The following is a 14,567-nucleotide window of genomic DNA, read 5'->3' on the forward strand; positions in this document are numbered from 1 at the left end:
ACGTTGGCCACCAACCGCCACCTGGCCACCCTACCGTCGGGGACATGCACCCACCGACCACCGCCGCGGACATCGACGCGATCATCGGAACCCCACCCCGGATGGTCCTGCTGAAGGCGACCGACACCCTCGACGAGGGCTGCCGGACCGTCCTCGCCGCCGCTCCGGTGGCCGCGCTGGGCATCCGCGACCCGACCGGCACGCCCCACACGGTCCTGGTCGGCGGGACGGCCGGGTTCGCGCGCGCCGAGTCGCCGACCCGCCTGTCGCTGCCGATGCCCGATGGGGCGCCGACCCCCGCCCCCGGCACCGGGGCGTCGATGGTGTTCCTGATCCCCGGCCTCGGGGAGACCTTCCGGCTGAACGGCACCGCCGCCGAAGTCCGTGACGGTCGCCTCGCCATCGACATGGCCGAGGCCTACCTGCACTGCGCGCGCTGCGTACTGCGCTCGAAGCTGTGGACGGCCGTCCCGGACCCCACCGCGACCGTCCCGACCAACCCGGACGCCACTCCGACCACTCCGACTGCCGTTCCGGCCATCCCGACTGCCGTTCCGGCGATCCCGGACGCCGCTCCGGGCATCCCGACGGTCCCGGCCGCACCGGCGGACCCGGCCGACGGGCCGCTCTCGGCTCCGGGCGTCGCAGCGTTCCTCGCCGCCTCGCCGTTCGCCCTCATCTCCTCGCGCGACCACAACGAGCAAGCCGACACCAGCCCGCGCGGGGACGGCCCCGGCCTCCTCCAGGTGCTCGACGGAGCCACCGTCGCGCTCCCCGACCGCCGGGGCAACAAGCGAGCCGACACCCTGCACAACCTCATGACCTGCGCGGACGTCTCGCTGGCCGCCCTCGTTCCCGGCCGGGGCGAGGTCGTCCACCTCAGCGGCACCGCACAGGTCAGCACCGACCCGGCTCTGCTGGCGACGATGGCGCTGCGCGACAGGCCACCGCACGCGGCGATCGTCATGACCGTCGAGCACGCCCGACTGGCGCGCAGCGCCGCCGCCGAAGCCCTGTGGCGCGGCCCGCGCGACCCCGAACAGCTACCGGACCTGAACGCCGTCGCGGCCGCACACCTGGCAGCCAACACCCAGGGCGATCGCGCCACCCGCCTGCTCTCGCGGGCCATGGCCGCCGCGCCCAAGGCACTCACCCGCCGCGCCATGGACGCGGCCTACCGCTCCGCGCTGCGCGACGAGGGGTACTGACCCGTCGAGAATCGCCGTGCTGAATTCTTCGGTCGAGGGGTGACTCCCTCCCGACAATTGCTTCTGACAACAACATCGACTAAGCCCTCGTTTTCTGGGAGCCAATCCGTGATACGCCCGTGAATGACCCCGACAGGATGCTATGAATCGCCCACCTGGCCGGTTCAAGGCGGCATGCCGGTCCACTGACCGGACCGCCCTCTTCCGCGAGCTCGGTTGATTCGACAAAGATGCGTTTACCAAGTTCGCAACCAGCGGAAACGCGCGGCCGTAGGCAAAAGGGAACGCAGGTGCCTCCACCCATTTTTCGGATCATTGATCTCAGAGAGGCATTCGAGATGGTTGAACATTCGAAGGATGAGCACGCATGAGCCAAAATCCGAGCGGCGACGCCGCTCGCCGCCACGCAAAAATGCATGAAGACGCCCGACGCTATCAATCGCGCCGTTCGCCGTCGGGCGGGTGTGCCCTGGTACTAATGGTCGTCATGCTCGCCGTGGTCTCGGGGGTAATACTGCTTTAAGAGCCCGCCCCATCCAGGTCAACCGCCGCCGGGCAACGCCTGGCCGACGAGGACCCGAGGCCCGGTCACATCCCTGCCCGCGTCGGCGATTACGGACGGTTCGCGCCGTGGTGCCGGGGGCTCTCGGCGAGTTGCTTGAAGTTCAGTAACTGCCGTCGAGCCATGATCAGATCTCCGACGGAGACCCCGAGGGCCACCCAGCGGTTGGTCTGCATGACGATCTTGAGCAACAGACGTGTCGCGTCGTGGCCCTGAGGCACGAGTACGTAGGACATGAAGGCGCCCACTATGCGGCCCGTGAGCTGATTCCCTGGGTCGATGGAGACGATCTGGCCCCACTTGCGCCCGGCAGCGGTGGTGAACCGGTCTCCGACCCGAGGCTCGGGCAGACCCACCAGTTCGCGGGGTGAGCGGCGGCCAAGGTTGTCGATCCAGTCGTACGAGTAGGGCGCGAGCCTCACCTGCGTGACCCAGGGCCACACGGCCTCGGCCGGCGCCTCGACATCGACGCCCCGCCACGCCCGCAACGCGGGCGAGGTGACGAAGTCGTCGCACGGATAGGAGCGCGCGATCTCACTCTCGCTCACGCCCCACCGGTCACCGATCATGCATCCATCGTCCACCATGGAATGCGTCGGAGCAACGGCAGATCAGGTTATCTGACCTGGAGAAATGGTGGCGGGCGATACTGCCCACAATACGAACCGCTCCGTCCTGGTCGTAGCACCTGAGATCATCCGTCGACCGGGTGGGCACCCGCTGTGTTGCGGCCGGTGGTTCCCGATGAGCGCTCACCGCGGCGGCACCGATCGAGGGCTGTGGCTGCGAGGCGCCTGCACGTTCTTGGTCGCGCTTGGCACTGTTATGCCTCCGGGCGCACCATGACCGTGTCCCCGATCACCATCCCGGTCACATCCATCCCCACTTGGCGCGGGCGGCAACGGCCAGCCTGCCCGGCACCGTGTCGACCCTGAGGGGGTCCCGACTGCATGGGGCTTAGTACCGGATTCCGGGAGAGCCGAAGCGGGCGCTGACGTGGCGAGGCAGGTCGCCGCGTACGCGGTAATCCGCCCAACACCCCTCGCACCGCTCGACCGGCCGAGGCTCTTCGGCCGCCCGACCCGCCACTGGCCGTCCGCACACAGTCCGTCCACGGTATTGGTCGACCACGAGCTGAGCGTGGATCACGATGCTGCCCTGCACCGTGACGAATCGAAGGACGCCCGAGCTGTTAGCCATCGGTCACCGCCGAACCATCATCGTCGTCAGGCGGCGCCGGGACGACTCGGGGTGGCTCGCAGTAGATCTCGTTGAAGATCTCTTCGGTGGTCCATTCCGCCCACGGACCTAGTTCGGCGCTCACGACTCGCCCGTCCGGCGTCGCGCCTCGTCGGCCCGCTGACGCCACGCACCAGGGAACCGTCGCACCACCCGGAGGACCGCGCACGGGAAGGACTCGCCGCACCGGGAACAGCAACCGTCGGCCCCTGGGGTGTGTTCGGAGCGCGCGACGACGCCGGCCGCGATGATCAAAGCGTCTCGGATCTCAAGCAAGCTGATTGGTGTCCGTTGGCTGGCCGTTCGCGACGGCGCCGACTCCTGCGATTTCCCCACGTCAGAGACGTTCTCACCGTGAGATTCCCTGAACCCATCCCATAGTGATGTTCTCACCGTGAGATGTACCCTTCCTGGGTGACTGAGACCGTTCCGTCGCTGGCACTGCCCGATTGGGCCTGGAAGCAACCGAAAGTCCGCCGCGCGCTTGTGGATCGTGACGTGGCCGGCCTGTTCCGCGCGGCTCAGCAATACGCCGGGGCGAGCCAATCGCGCATCGCCACCGCTACGGGCATCTTGCAGGGCCGAGTGTCGGAGATCATCCGGGGTAGCCGCTCGGTGACCACCTTGGAGTTGTTCGAGCGCATCGCCGATGGCCTAGGCATGCCCGACGACGCCCGTATGCGGTTCGGCTTGGCACCGAGGCACCCGGCCGGCCTCGATCACCTCGGGGCATCGGGCAGGGCGGAGATCCTGGCCGTGTATCCCTCGCAGTCCACCGCGCGGAAGGACATCGCCGGACTCGCCGCCACCGCCCGGGAGATGGAGGTGCTGGCGGTACGCGGTTTGGGCATCCTCGGTTTGAACGACTCGATGCTGCGGGCGCACATTCAGGAAGCCAAACCGGCCGTGCGCGTGCTGCTGCTGGACCCGGACTGCCCGGCCGCCGAGCGCCGGGCGGCGGAGATCGGCGAATCCCTCGGTACCTTCGCGGCCGGCATCCGGTTGTCGGTGGAGCGGTTGCGTGAGCTGAACGACGAGATCGGGACCGTGCAATGCCATCTGTACGACCTGCTGCCCACCTGGCGAGTCATCGGCCTGGACTCGACCTTGTTCGTGTCCGCGTTCGGCGACTCACACGAGGGCCACACATCGCCGATGTACCGGCTGGCCGGTAGCCCGCACGGCGCGCTGCATCGAGGCTTTCAGCGGTTCACCGACGAACTACGCCGCACCGCCCGCCAGGTCGTTTAGGGTCGCCACGTGGCGATGATCGAGGCCGAGTTGAAAGCCGTCGTGCGCGACCCGGACCGGGTGCATCGGCTACTCGGTGAACGGGCCGAAGGTGCCCGGTCCACCTACTCAGATCGATACTTCGACTTGCCGGACGGGCGACTCACCGAGCAAAACCGAGAGCTGCGGGTGCGCACGGTGACCGATGACACCGGCGGCGAGCGGGTGGTGCTGACCTACAAGGAACCCCCGGTAGACGACACCAGCGGCTCCAAGCCCGAACACGAGACCACGGCGGCGGACGCCGGGGTGTTGGTGACCGTGCTGACCGCGTTGGACGCCGTGGAAGTGATCGCGTTCCGCAAGCACTGCGTGAACCACAGGTTCGAGGCGCACGGCCGAGAGATGCTGGCCACCGTCGTACAGGTTCCCGAACTGGCCGGGCAGACATTCATCGAACTAGAGACGCTGGCGGAGGCTGACGACGTGCCGGCCGCTCTGGACGCCGTGCGCACCGTGCTCACCGAGCTGGGAATCAAGCCGGAAGACCTCACCACCGACACCTACACGGACGCGGTGGCGGCTTACCGAGCGAATGAGCACGGGCCACCCTCGGCCACCTGAGTAACGCGCGCCACAGCAGCGCGGCCGGTTTCCGAAACACCCGGACACATGTCCCCGAATAGAATACGTTTCACCTACCTGGGACAAGCCGATCGTGCTTTTGTCGGCTCATGGACCACCGCGCGTCAGGGCATCGCACAGACCCGCTGAGCAGCACAGATCCGGCAACCGAGGCACGGTTCACCGCGATCGAGAGGCGCTAAAACAGATCGACCAATTGCTCACTGGCTGACCCCGGAGCCCTCTACCGACTCGGCGGACAACGCATCTCCCACCGGAGATCACCCGGACAACCCTGGATAGAGCCTCTGCGTCATCGCGCACCTGAGCCGGGAGAGACAGGGCGCCCGGCTGGTGGCCCCGATGGGGTGGTCGGGCATCTGGGCAGTGCGACTGTTCGTCACCGGCCTACTGCGCGGCCTGGCCCGCAGCGGACTATCCGCCTTGGGCTGCCGCTGCTGGTGCGAAGTGTGGAACCCCGACGAGACCGGCGAACTGGTCGACTCGGCGCTCCTCGACCCGGACACAGGCGCCATCGAGTGGGAATCCGACCTACTCGACTAGGGCGACGACTCATGAGCCGACGCGCAGACTCCGCGCGGGACCCTTGGGCAACGCCGGACGCCTCCCCTCAGTACATCCTGTGGATCGCGTCAGTCGGCCAGATCGAGCACTGCATCACCTTCGCCCAGTACGCCGCCACGCACAAAGCTCGCCACGGGACTTACCAGGCGTTGTGTGGCGCCCGGTTCACCTCGGCAGCACCCAGGAGCACACCACTCTGGCCCCATTGTCGTGACTGCACGCACCGACTTCGCCGATGGACCGAGACCTGGCACGCCGCGCAGCGGACCGCCGGTCGCGGGCGCCTGCAACTCCCCTGGACACGCCGAGGTGCGACCGATGCCTAGGTGTCTCACCGGCTCAGCCAAGCCGCGCCGCCCGCGGGGCACAACTCATTCTCCCGCTCAGTAGACCGTCTCCCTGGCACACTTCACTGGTGGATGTTGCTCTCGCCTCCGTGATCGCCTCTGGCACGATCGGCCTCAGTGGAGTTTTCGCGTCGATATGGGCCGCTACACGGCCAGGTAAGGTCACACGTGAAGCTCGGCTCCAGCAGCGGCTAGCAGACGCCTACTTGGAGGTCCTGCGGATCGTCGAGCGCGAAGCTCAGTGGTTAGAGGCCGAGATATATAACCTTAGCCTCACCTACGAAGATGTTCATTATGTTGAAGCTAAGCTTATCCAGTTGCCGATACCTGAACCTACGGACCGCGTGACTGCTGCGGCTCTACTCGATGCGTTCAGCTCGACTACTATTCGTGATCGTTATCGAGAATGGCGTGAGACTGTTGATGCCGCGTCAAGAGAGATCCACTTTATTTCACGGGAGCGCCGCAACAATTTGCAGGCTCACGCGGACCCCAAATCACTCGAACTAAATGAACTCTCAAACCAACTGGCACCGCGAGAATATCAGTTGCGCCAGTCGCTTGTGAACGCCATCGCGCTAGAGCTTAAGTCGCCAGGACGGCACGAGTGAAGAACATTTTCGTAGACCATTCCAATGCGCGAAGACGAGCGCGTCGCGCGCTCCTAGACAGTCGGCGGGCACCGTTTCAACCGAATAGGAGCTCTCCATCAGGCCCCTAATATCAGGATATTCGATTCCTCTCCTCTTATACTTGCTCAGGATCCACATCCACCTCAATGACCACAACATCACCTTCGCCAGGTTCTAGGCTATCAATCTCCAGTTCCGATGCATCAGCAGATTCCCGGTAGGCACTGAGCTCGTCACATAGAGCAGAGAACCGTGACAGATTTATCAATTTTATGAGAGCAGACAGCCTTTCGTCCTCGGTTGGGAGAGTCATCGAGTTGGCCACTCCCGCCGTGATAGCATCGCGCTTTTCAATGTCTAGCCGGTCATGGTCCGTAAGGTGTCGACGAATCGCCGCAGCGACCTTGCGACTATCGAGGCCAAGAGCCTTCCAGTGCGCCCGCGTCTTTCGAACGTCGTTGCGCTTGAGGCGCACATAGCGCTCGTCGAGAGCATACAGAGCGTACAGCCGTGCGATATCATAAACATAGGTCATTCCTACGGTAGAGTCTTGATCCTTGACCTTGGTCTTACGCACAGGGCTTCGAAGCGCAAGCGGCCCTAGGCCTCCAATAACCAGAGCCTTCAGAAGCTCATTTCCGTGATCGACCGTCGCCGGATCAACTAGCTCGATACCGACCGCGCCCGCAAGCATGGCACAGGCGACTCCAGCGTCGAGAGCCGCAACAGCAAGCCACCAACCTACTGCCTTCATCTTTCGATCGCCGAAGGGATGACGCTGGCTCCTGAAGATTAGTTCCATACTCGTAACGCCCGCTGCGGCGACAGCGCCGATCGCATACTGAGTGATGCTCATCGTGGCGTCTACCGGGCAAGCCGATAGACGATGGAGCCTTCAGCATCTACCTCCTCGACGGTGCCATTAACAATCATGTCCGATATAACCGATACAATCTCGCTGTATGGGCGATTTAGCTCTACTACAAGCTCATTCATTGCCATTGAGTCACGGCCTCGTAGGGCATTTTCGACAAGATCTACACCTGGCTCGTACTCGCTCACGAGGTCACGCAGTAGAGCGAGCTCGAACAGCGGCGCCGCACGTAGAATAGTGACTACCTCGCGCGCCGTTGTGCCGATAACGAGTTTTTTGCCACGATTTTCGGCATTTGATCTGGAGAGCCTGGTCTGCTTGGACACCAACTTTCCGTCGCTGATATCCAATACGCGAATCCCTTGCTTTAAGCGGTATCCTGAATACTGACTAAGGTCAAGTGTGTAGCACTCGCTACGTTCGCCAGCTCGGTGATTGTCCGACACACTAGGGTCAATTAGATGCACAAGACGCACATCGAGCAAACGAGTAAGGATTCCGTACTCATCAGGATTCTTCTCCTTGTCACGAAAATCAATCCTGAAGTAAGTGAAACCGCGTTCATCAAGGCAGAAATCACGTACACGCGTAAGAGCCTGCGCAGCTTGCGCGGAATAGCCCGCGTTAGACGCGAGGGCATCGTCAAGTTCACCAGTCTTCGCGCGAGCCGCTTCGCCGGCAGCCTGGTTTATAGCTGAGATCCCGACTGCCCGCGCAGCATGGCGACCTCGATCTGTTTGGATGGCCGAGGCCGCAAGCGTCAGAAAGTCCCGCGGAACACCTCCACTTGCAAACACCAGACGGTCGAGCCCTTCCCTCGTGATAACGCTCGCCGTCGTCGAGATATGCACGGTCGTACAGTATTCGGTGAGCATTTTTTGAAGAAAGCTCGCCGCAGCGGCGGGGTCTTGCAGGCTGAGGTCCAGATCAATTATGTCCACGTCCTGGCCCGTCTGCAATCCAATAGGCGGACTAGGTCGATACCATTTAGTGAGATGACGCATAGAGGCCACCTTTAACCACACGTCGGCGTCACGCGTAATAGAGTGAAGAAAGTCGAGCACCTCCGGCTGATGAATCGTTGGAACATGGTAAAAGTCGTCTAAGAATAGATAGACTCGTCCGCCCAGTATCGTAGTTATTAGTCGAATATTTTCCTGCATTTCGGGAACCAATCGACCAACTTCCCCGGCTTTTAAGGCAGCCTTTTCAAGCAGGACCCGAATGCGCGATCGGGTTTCTTGTAGTCGTTCATGGAATTGCACGTTGCTAAGGCCTCTGCCGCTCAGGTCCGTGGCGATCGAATCGAACAAGATGCGTGTAACGTACAGAAATGTCCGTTCAGGGCCTTCGTTGCGAAGGGGCTTCATGTTTAACCATGCAGTGGTAAAGTGTTGTTCTCGAATCAAACGTCGCGCCTCTAGCAGCAGCGCAGTTTTTCCCGCGCCGCGTCGGCCGAATACCAGCTGATGGCGAGTACTCGTGGCTGCTGCGAGATTTGCTCTGTTGTTCGGAATATATGCGAGACTGGGATGCGCCTCTGACGTGCTCGAGCGCGATGTTAGTAACTGAACTAGGGCATCGACTCGTGGATCATCAAGGCTTCTGAGGGGCCCGGTCGGCAAGACCGGCGCAGTCGCTACCGCACGAAAACTGACAACCGCTTGGAAAAATTGAGTAGACAATTTCTGCTCAAACTGAGCAGCCAACTGCATAGCGGCCTGCATGTCACCTTCAGGGACAGCAACGGCAAAGATCCGCTCATCTTCGGTCTCAGCCACAGACACCTTTACCGGCTCGATGCCGGCCTCACGCATCATGGATACGACTTTGTCACTGTCAGAATGAGGCGAATTCATGGCTCATGTACAGCTTTCTCGTCGTCCCGTCATGGGCTAATGAACTGTACTGCATTTAACTCGCATGTGGTGTTCGACTTGAGACCCTGACTGACATGCCTGACCAACACGGTCTAGCGCCAGCAAGATCTTTTCAAACTCGATTCAAAGCCACGCACCAAGCACAAAGGGGTGGGACCTAGAAGAGCTCAAGATCAGCTGCGTCCCACGTAAGGCGGAAGCGCAGACAACCGCGCGGTAAAACTACTCCCACGCCAACAAGTCGCTGATGGATGGGCAGACCATCCCAACGCCATAGCTCGTGGGCACATTCCGGGTACAAACCCTAGGGAGCGGTACCCCGCACCCAGGATGACCAGCAAGTTTGGTGGTGGGCGATACTGGGATCGAACCAGTGACCTCTCCGGTGTGAACGGAGCGCTCTCCCGCTGAGCTAATCGCCCAGGGCCGGCGGCTGTACTTCCGAGGCGCCGGGCCTGCGATGTCGTAGACCTTACCGGATCAGCCGAAGGGGCTTTGCAACCAGGTCCACCGTATGCCGAACCAGCCGGCCACCCAGCCGACGGTTCCCAGCAACCACAGCGTGACCAGCACGATCGCGCCGGTGCCGGCCAGCACGAGCAGCTTGACCGACCAGTGCTGCCGGGCCAGCCAGTCCGTCCACGCGTCGTAGCGGGCGCGGGCGTGGCCGAGCAGCCGGTGCGCCCAGGCGAACTCGGTGGCCAGGATGGCCAGGCCGGCGAAGACCACCAGCCAGCCGGGGCCGGGGTAAGGGATCATCAGGATGCCCGCAAGCAACACCAGGCCGCCGACCACCGCGATGCCGACCCGGTAGAACATCCGCAGGCGTGGACGGTCGCTGAACCTTGCCGCCACACGGGACGGCTGGTGTTCCCTGGTGTTCAGCTGGTCACCTGCCCGGATGCGATCCATGCCGGCGACGGGCCCTCCGGCGCCTTCTTGCCGACCTCCACGGTTATCGCGTAGCTGGGAAACGCGTCGAGGCCCTCCGGCGTTCCCGGCGCTCCGGCCGAACCGAGCGAGAGCGGGATGTTGTTCGCCGGCATGGTGATGTTGAAGGTGGCCAGCGCGACCGGCTTGCCGGCGCCCGTGCCCCAGAGCACGTAGCTCTCCTCCGGGCCGTTCATCGGCAGCCCGACCTGAACCAGCCGGCGTTCCCCACCGTCCAGCAGCACCGCCGCCACCGGCGCCCCGTTGCGCGCGTTCAGCACCGCGTAGCGACTGCCGGGCGTCTTGACCTGCGCCAACGTCTGCTGCATCGCTTCGGCCTGCGCCTGGACCTGCTGCTGCTGCCCGCCGCCGTCCAGGGAGCGGGCGGCGATCCCGCCCAGCCCGATCACCACGAACGCGGCCGCCGCCAGGAGCACCACCAGGCCCTTGCGGCGGGACGCCTCCTGCCGGCGTTGCTGCGCCGCCTGCCGCTGGCTGAACTCGCCGGGCACCGCCGGCGGGCGCGGCGGCTCCCAGGCGTACAGCCCGATGCCGGCCTGCTGGGACGGCTCGCCGGATCCCCAGGCGACCTTCGGCCACGGCGTGGCCCGCTGGTCCCGGGGCGTCTGTGGGGTGGCCGCCACCTCGGCGAGCACCCGCTCGCGCAGTTCCGGCCCGGGGTCGAGCTGCTCGTCGGCCGCCGCGACCAGGCGCATCAGGTCCTCGGTCTGCCGCACCGCGGCCCGGCACACGTGACAGTGGGGCAGGTGCTCGACGAAGGCCTCCTCGTCCACCGGCTCCAGCGCGTGCATCACCCAGCCGACCGCCTGGCCGACCATGGGGCAGCTGGTCCCGGCGGTCACGGTTCCGCCGTTTCGCCGCGCTCGAGCTCGTCCCACTGCAGCGGTACCAGCAGCCGGCGCAGCTGTCGCATGCCGCCGAACAGTGACTCCTGCACTTCGGCCAGCGAGGCCCGGGTGAGCGCGGCAATCTCGGGAAGGGTGTAGCCGCCGAGGTAGGCCAGCGCCAGCGCGCGGCGCTGCTCGCCGGGCAGCTGGGCCAGCGCGTCGTGCACCTGGCCGGCGCGGACCACTCCGAACGCCAGCCGTTCCGGGTCCGGCGCGGCGGGCACCGGCCACTCCTCCCGCTCGTAGCGGGTGGACAGCTCGCGCCGCTGCCCGGTGCTCAGCTCGCGCACGGCGTCCACCGCGCGGTGCTGCACCCGGGTGAGCAACCAGCTGCTGAACTTCCCCCGCCGGGCGTCGAACCGCTGCGGGTCCTGCCACAGCCGGACGAAGACCTCGCGCACAACTTCCCTGGCCCGCTCCTCGTCCGCGCAGATCCGGCGGGCCAGCCCGAAGGCCGCACTGGCATAGCGGTCGTAGAGCAGACCGAGGGCCTCGGCCTCACCGTCCGCGACCCGTTCGACCAGGCCCTCGTCGGGCGGGCCGGCCAGCAGCTCGGCGTCGTCTCCCGCGCGCCGGCCAGGCCGGCCGGATGCGGAGACATTGGCGACGTCGGCCACCGGCTCGTCCTCACTCAAGTAACTGTTGGGCACCGTCTATGTCCAACAAGGGTAGCCCTCCACGCGCGCAGACGAGGGCTAGATATAGCGCGGCGCACGCCGCGCCCAACCCTCGCCCGGCCCTCGCCCGGTCCTTGTCGGGGGCCGCCGCAGGCGCCGGAAGATGGCTCCGGGGGTCATTCGGCCGGCCGCCGAAGCGATCTCCAACACGAACTCCACGGTCCCGCCGCGGCGTTGTCCCAGGAGCCGTGGAGAGCGGCTGCTCCAACCGGGTGAAGTCTGCCCCTTGGACGGCGAGTCGCCCCCCTGAGCACCGTGACATCTCGGCGACCCGGTCGTTGCCACTCATTGAAGGACGGGCGATAACCCCACGGAGAGGCAGCACGATGCGCAACGAGCACGTCACCATCCGCTCTCTCGCCGTGTTCGATCTGCTGGCCCAACAGGCCGACGCTATGCCGGTGCGGGTCGAGCTGCGATATGACAGCCGCGATCCCTTTGCGGTTCACGCGGTTTTCCAGACAGGTCGGACCGATGCGGCGGACGTTGAGTGGGTGTTCGCCCGCGATCTGTTCGCGGACGGCCTACTGACCGAGGCGGGAACCGGCGACGTCCGGGTCCGCCCGGCCGCGGGCGACCCAGACACTGTCGAGATCGAGCTCAGCTCGCCGTCCGGCCACGCGCTGTTTTCCACCAGCGCGCCGGAACTGGCCGACTTCCTTGACCGGACCTTCGAGGCGGTCCCCCCGGGCAGCGAGTACGCCTGGCTCGACCTCGACCTGGCCCTGGAAGACCTGCTTTCCAGCGAAGCGAGCTGATCAACGGCGAAGTCGGGGGGCCGGTTTGGCCCCCCGACGGGGCTTCGGATAGGCTTTAGCCACAACATCCCGCCCAGGAAGTTACGGGCGGGGAACATGCGGACGTAGCGCAGTTGGTAGCGCATCACCTTGCCAAGGTGAGGGTCGCGGGTTCGAGTCCCGTCGTCCGCTCGGAGGGTGCTCTCAGGTTCTCACCACGAGTTCGGCCCCTTACGAAATCTGGCGGAGTGGCCGAGTGGCTTAGGCAAGGGCCTGCAAAGCCCTGTACGCGGGTTCGATTCCCGCCTCCGCCTCGGACGATTAGCTCAGTGGGAGAGCGCTTCCTTGACACGGAAGAGGTCACTGGTTCAATCCCAGTATCGTCCACCAACAAACGGCCTGGTCAGAGTCCCGCACTAGCGGACCGACCAGGCCGTTCGCTTTCCGGCGCCCCCGCTGCCTGACTAAGTGCCTGACTACGCATCCTTGCTCCGAAAGATCTTGTCCATCGCCGTCGCGCCCTCTTCGACGACCGGTCGGAGCTGCTTCCGGTAGACCAGCTCGGTCACGTGCGAGCCCTTGTGGCCGACCAGTAGCGAGATCTTTTCCACCGGAACTCCGCTGTCCGAGAGCAGAGACACGAAGCTGTGGCGTAGCTCACGGGGTGTCCACTCCCCCGCTTCCAGGCCGGCCTCGGCGGTCACCCGCCGGAACTCCCGGCGGACATTCGACGGATTCAGCTCGGTCCCCACCAGCGACGCGAACACCAGGTCGTTCTCCACCCAATTCTTCCCGGCCCGCCGTCGCTGCTCTGCCTGGTGCTTCCAGTGGGTGCGCAAGACCTCCACGCAGCGAACCGGCAGCGCGAGCGACCGCCGGGACTTCTGGGTCTTGGTGTCGCCGTCCTCTCGGACCGACCGCCACACCATGATGTGCGGCTTGACCGGCGGGTCCGCCTCCAGGTCGCCGTCCAGGTCCACGTGTGACCAGGTGAGCGGACGCAGCTCCTCTGTCCGGGCACCGGTGAGGAGCGAGACGATGAAGTACGCCCGGAGTGGCGACCCTTCGGCCGCCTGGAGGAAGGCCTGAGCCTGGCCGAGGGTGAGTGCCTTCGACGGCCGGCCGCCCAGTCCGGTCGGGGTTTCGCACAGCAGCACCACGTTCCGCCGCACCTTCTCCCGTGCCTGCGCCCTGGCGATCGCCCGCCGAAGGATGGACTTGATCCGTTGCAGCGTGCTGGTGCTGACCACTTTCGCCCGGTCCGCCAACCAGCCGTCGACCTCTTGGGCGGTCAGCTCCCGGAGCTTCCGAGCGCCGAGCTGGGCGACGATGTGCGTCTCGGCCAAGGTCCGCCGGTTCTTGACCGTGTTCTTGGACCGGCCGTGCTGCCCGTGCGTCAGGAAGTCCTCCACGGCGTCGGCAACGGTGTACTTGGCCGCTTCCGTGACCCCGTCGTCAAGGTCACGCAGCAGCTCCTTCAGCTCCGCTTTGGCCGCCGTCTTGGTCCGGGCGCTCCGCTGCTTCACGATGCGTTTGCCGGATGGCCGGTAGCCGACTGTGACGCTCGCGATCCACCGCTGCCGACCTTCGTGCCAGTGCAGACTGCCGTCGCCCCGACTACGCCGGGCGGTCACGATGCCCTCCGCGATTCCGAGACCAACAGGTCCACGTACTCCTGGATCGCCGCCGCCGGGATCAGGCGCGCCCGTCCCTCGGTCACGGACCTAAGTCGCCCAGAGCGAATCAGCTCGTAGATCACCGACCGACTCAGCGAGAGCAGCCGCATTGCCTCCGGCACCCGGTACAGACGCCGCCCCTCCCCTGCAGTTGCCCGCCAGCCGCTCATCGCTGTACCTCCCGCCTGGTCTTCTCGCCGGGTAGGTGGCGTGCGCGTTCGCCGATAGCGTGCGCGAGTTCGTACTCAGCGTGGTTGCGGTGGCCGATGCTCACGACGTTCCAGTCGTTGACCACGATCACCTGGTCCGGGTCCAGGTCAGCGCCCAGCTCGGTGAGGGTGTGCCCGATTTGGAACCGGTGCTGCTCGGCGCGGATCGCGCGGAAGGTGGTGGAGTAGCGCTGGGATTTGGTGAGGAAGTGGCCTCGGAAGCCGAGCATGTGCGCCCACTTGCGCAGG

At 65.1% G+C, this 14,567-nt stretch carries 15 protein-coding genes and 4 tRNA genes; 9 read left to right on the top strand and 10 right to left on the bottom strand.

Annotated features, from left to right (window positions below; genetic code table 11):
• Positions 1-44: 44 nt before the first annotated feature.
• Complete coding sequence (locus tag ABEB12_RS28850; protein ID WP_185060494.1) at positions 45-1,208, top strand: pyridoxamine 5'-phosphate oxidase family protein; 1,164 nt, start codon at positions 45-47, stop codon at positions 1,206-1,208.
• Between the two features lie 612 nt (positions 1,209-1,820).
• Here ABEB12_RS28850 and ABEB12_RS28855 read toward each other — a convergent pair.
• Positions 1,821-2,339 carry a polyketide cyclase gene (locus tag ABEB12_RS28855; RefSeq protein WP_185060493.1) on the bottom strand — a complete coding sequence of 173 codons (519 nt, stop codon included), beginning with the start codon at positions 2,337-2,339 and terminating at the stop codon, positions 1,821-1,823.
• A 1,084-nt stretch (positions 2,340-3,423) separates the two neighbouring features.
• On the opposite strand from ABEB12_RS28855, the gene ABEB12_RS28860 reads away from it, so the two are divergent.
• The 4 genes from ABEB12_RS28860 (at position 3,424) to ABEB12_RS28875 (ending at position 6,406) form a co-directional block, all read left to right on the top strand.
• A complete protein-coding gene (locus tag ABEB12_RS28860) occupies positions 3,424-4,260 on the top strand; it encodes a helix-turn-helix transcriptional regulator (protein WP_345703229.1) in 837 nt (278 codons plus the stop codon).
• A 15-nt stretch (positions 4,261-4,275) separates the two neighbouring features.
• Positions 4,276-4,863 (top strand): CYTH domain-containing protein, encoded by a 588-nt coding sequence (locus tag ABEB12_RS28865; protein WP_185061317.1) that lies wholly within the window; start codon positions 4,276-4,278, stop codon positions 4,861-4,863.
• Positions 4,864-5,217: 354 nt separating this feature from the next.
• Positions 5,218-5,427, top strand: coding sequence for a hypothetical protein (locus tag ABEB12_RS28870; protein ID WP_185060491.1), 210 nt, complete (start codon positions 5,218-5,220; stop codon positions 5,425-5,427).
• Between the two features lie 436 nt (positions 5,428-5,863).
• The gene (locus tag ABEB12_RS28875; RefSeq protein WP_185060490.1) at positions 5,864-6,406 is read left to right on the top strand and encodes a hypothetical protein; all 543 of its coding nucleotides are present in this window, start codon (positions 5,864-5,866) and stop codon (positions 6,404-6,406) included.
• Between the two features lie 136 nt (positions 6,407-6,542).
• Here the strand turns inward: ABEB12_RS28875 and ABEB12_RS28880 are convergent, their stop codons facing one another.
• The 6 genes from ABEB12_RS28880 to ABEB12_RS28905 all read right to left on the bottom strand — a co-directional run bounded on the left by ABEB12_RS28880 (position 6,543) and on the right by ABEB12_RS28905 (position 11,654).
• The gene (locus ABEB12_RS28880; protein ID WP_185060489.1) at positions 6,543-7,283 is read right to left on the bottom strand and encodes a hypothetical protein; all 741 of its coding nucleotides are present in this window, start codon (positions 7,281-7,283) and stop codon (positions 6,543-6,545) included.
• A gap of 8 nt (positions 7,284-7,291) precedes the next feature.
• Entirely contained in the window at positions 7,292-9,082 is a 1,791-nt protein-coding gene (locus tag ABEB12_RS28885; RefSeq protein ID WP_185060488.1) for an ATP-binding protein, read from the bottom strand.
• A gap of 446 nt (positions 9,083-9,528) precedes the next feature.
• Positions 9,529-9,603 (bottom strand) — tRNA-Val (locus ABEB12_RS28890).
• Between the two features lie 58 nt (positions 9,604-9,661).
• Positions 9,662-10,093 carry a TIGR02611 family protein gene (locus ABEB12_RS28895; RefSeq protein ID WP_185060487.1) on the bottom strand — a complete coding sequence of 144 codons (432 nt, stop codon included), beginning with the start codon at positions 10,091-10,093 and terminating at the stop codon, positions 9,662-9,664.
• Complete coding sequence (locus ABEB12_RS28900; RefSeq protein ID WP_185060486.1) at positions 10,063-10,974, bottom strand: anti-sigma factor domain-containing protein; 912 nt, start codon at positions 10,972-10,974, stop codon at positions 10,063-10,065. Before ABEB12_RS28900 ends, ABEB12_RS28895 begins: the two co-directional genes overlap by 31 nt.
• Positions 10,971-11,654 carry a sigma-70 family RNA polymerase sigma factor gene (locus ABEB12_RS28905; protein WP_185060485.1) on the bottom strand — a complete coding sequence of 228 codons (684 nt, stop codon included), beginning with the start codon at positions 11,652-11,654 and terminating at the stop codon, positions 10,971-10,973. The genes ABEB12_RS28900 and ABEB12_RS28905 overlap by 4 nt, the downstream gene beginning before the upstream one ends.
• Positions 11,655-12,022: 368 nt before the next feature.
• On the opposite strand from ABEB12_RS28905, the gene ABEB12_RS28910 reads away from it, so the two are divergent.
• The 4 genes from ABEB12_RS28910 to ABEB12_RS28925 all read left to right on the top strand — a co-directional run bounded on the left by ABEB12_RS28910 (position 12,023) and on the right by ABEB12_RS28925 (position 12,823).
• Positions 12,023-12,454 (top strand): SsgA family sporulation/cell division regulator, encoded by a 432-nt coding sequence (locus ABEB12_RS28910; protein WP_185060484.1) that lies wholly within the window; start codon positions 12,023-12,025, stop codon positions 12,452-12,454.
• Positions 12,455-12,552: 98 nt separating this feature from the next.
• Positions 12,553-12,625: transfer RNA gene (locus ABEB12_RS28915), tRNA-Gly, on the top strand.
• 50 nt (positions 12,626-12,675) lie between these two features.
• Positions 12,676-12,747, top strand: a tRNA-Cys gene (locus tag ABEB12_RS28920).
• A gap of 1 nt (position 12,748) precedes the next feature.
• Positions 12,749-12,823 (top strand) — tRNA-Val (locus ABEB12_RS28925).
• Positions 12,824-12,909: 86 nt separating this feature from the next.
• Here the strand turns inward: ABEB12_RS28925 and ABEB12_RS28930 are convergent.
• The 3 genes from ABEB12_RS28930 to ABEB12_RS28940 form a co-directional block, all read right to left on the bottom strand.
• Positions 12,910-13,959: a site-specific integrase gene (locus tag ABEB12_RS28930; RefSeq protein ID WP_345703230.1), complete on the bottom strand. Its 1,050-nt coding sequence runs from the start codon at positions 13,957-13,959 to the stop codon at positions 12,910-12,912.
• A 104-nt stretch (positions 13,960-14,063) separates the two neighbouring features.
• Positions 14,064-14,279, bottom strand: coding sequence for a helix-turn-helix domain-containing protein (locus tag ABEB12_RS28935; protein ID WP_185060482.1), 216 nt, complete (start codon positions 14,277-14,279; stop codon positions 14,064-14,066).
• Positions 14,276-14,567 (bottom strand): replication initiator (locus tag ABEB12_RS28940; protein ID WP_345703231.1); only part of this gene is annotated, 292 nt, incomplete at its 5' end. The genes ABEB12_RS28935 and ABEB12_RS28940, both read right to left, overlap by 4 nt.

This window comes from Actinospineispora eucalypti (assembly GCF_039543365.1).
GTDB classification, from domain to species: Bacteria; Actinomycetota; Actinomycetes; order Mycobacteriales; family Pseudonocardiaceae; genus Pseudonocardia; species Pseudonocardia eucalypti.